Annotated in this window: 1 pseudogene; it reads left to right on the top strand. The window is 33.0% G+C overall.

Annotation, left to right across the window (positions count from 1 at the left end):
• Positions 1 to 160 precede the first annotated feature (160 nt).
• A pseudogene (locus CK510_RS30255) lies at positions 161 to 1,047 on the top strand (IS982 family transposase).
• The last annotated feature ends 453 nt before the right edge of the window (positions 1,048 to 1,500 follow it).

Here is a 1,500-nt window from a genome sequence, read left to right as displayed (position 1 = left end):
TGTAATTGTTTCCCTGGCAATCTGGGTATTGATAGCTTTGTTGGAACTAGTGCTTGATACCTGGTTTATTTACAAAAGATTAAATAATGTAATGAGTCGAAGTCGAGATAGTACCATATCTCTGACAATAAAGTAATTGCTTGCTCGAAAGGAAAGAATTATGGAATTGGAAAAATTGTTTTGTGAAATAGATGACTTCTGTACAAATTTTGAAGAAACCTTGAAACCGAGAGTCATTACAAATCAAAAACAACAAAGACAACGAAATTGTCAACTATGTTTAAGCGAAGTAATGACAATAATAGTTTATTTTCATCATTCTAACTATCGAAACTTGAAAGATTTTTATAACAAAAATCTAGTGAAATATTATCAAAGAGAATTTCCAAAATTGGTCAGTTATAATAGATTTGTTGAATTAATACCTCATACTTTAATACCTCTAATTTCATTCTTAAATTCTCGAAAGGGAGAAGTAACTGGACTTAGTTTTATTGACAGTACATCGATTCCAATTTGTCATCCAAGAAGAGCGAAAAGAAATAAGGTATTTGAAGGTTTATCCGGTTGGGGAAAGAGTTCTGTAGCTTGGTACTTTGGATTTAAGCTTCATTTAATCATTAATGAGCAAGGGGAATTATTAGCTTTTCAAGTAACTCCTGGAAATACAGATGACCGAGTACCAGTTCCAGTTTTAGCTGACAGGCTTTGGGGTAGCCTCTTTGGTGATAAAGGATATATTTCTAAAAAACTATGGCAAGAACTTTGGTCAAATAATATCAAGCTAATTACTCCCTTTAAGAAAAATATGAATAATAAGTTGGTTGAGTTGTGGGAAAAACTGATGTTACGAAAAGGTCATTAATTGAAACTGTTAATGACCAATTAAAAAATATTTCTCAAATTGTTCATTCCCGTCATAGAAGTGTCAAAAATTTTATGGTTAATCTACTTGCAGGTCTTATTGCCTATACTTATCAAGATAAAAAACCTTCTTTGAAACTTGCTGAAGATGAAGTCGTAAATTTACCTGCTTTGCTAGTTTAATTGTTTTTTATTAAAGTAAATTATTAAACTTAATCTTCCAAATGAGCAGCATTTGGATTAATTTATTATGTCCAGTCTTTATCAATAAGTATTGCTAGTTGATAATACCCTTGCTATGCTTTATTTTTAGGAGTTTCTAAGTTGGAGTTTATACTCAAAACTGATTAGAACTTGACTTTGAAACGCAGTAGACGCTTTGCGGCTACCTTTGGAAGCCACTCCGTGTCGGAGGTCAGCGCAAAGTTAAGCAGAGTATTTATTTGAGGTTTTTTGCGGAGGTAAAAGTTTAGTTATTAGTCGTTTTTTGGTATCCCATCAATACTTCGGGGTAAAGATTTATTCTGGCATCCACGACCAACCAAACGGGTTAAGCGAGGATTTGTCCCGAATAATACTGCCCAAAGATGGGATATTTCCGATCAAAGAAATGCGATCGCGGATATACTCAAAAAA

The sequence above is a fragment of the Brunnivagina elsteri CCALA 953 genome, from assembly GCF_002289455.1.
Classification (GTDB): Bacteria; Cyanobacteriota; Cyanobacteriia; order Cyanobacteriales; family Nostocaceae; genus Brunnivagina; species Brunnivagina elsteri.
The sequence above is the reverse complement of the archived record's forward strand: the minus strand, read 5'-3'. Positions and strand labels throughout refer to the sequence as shown.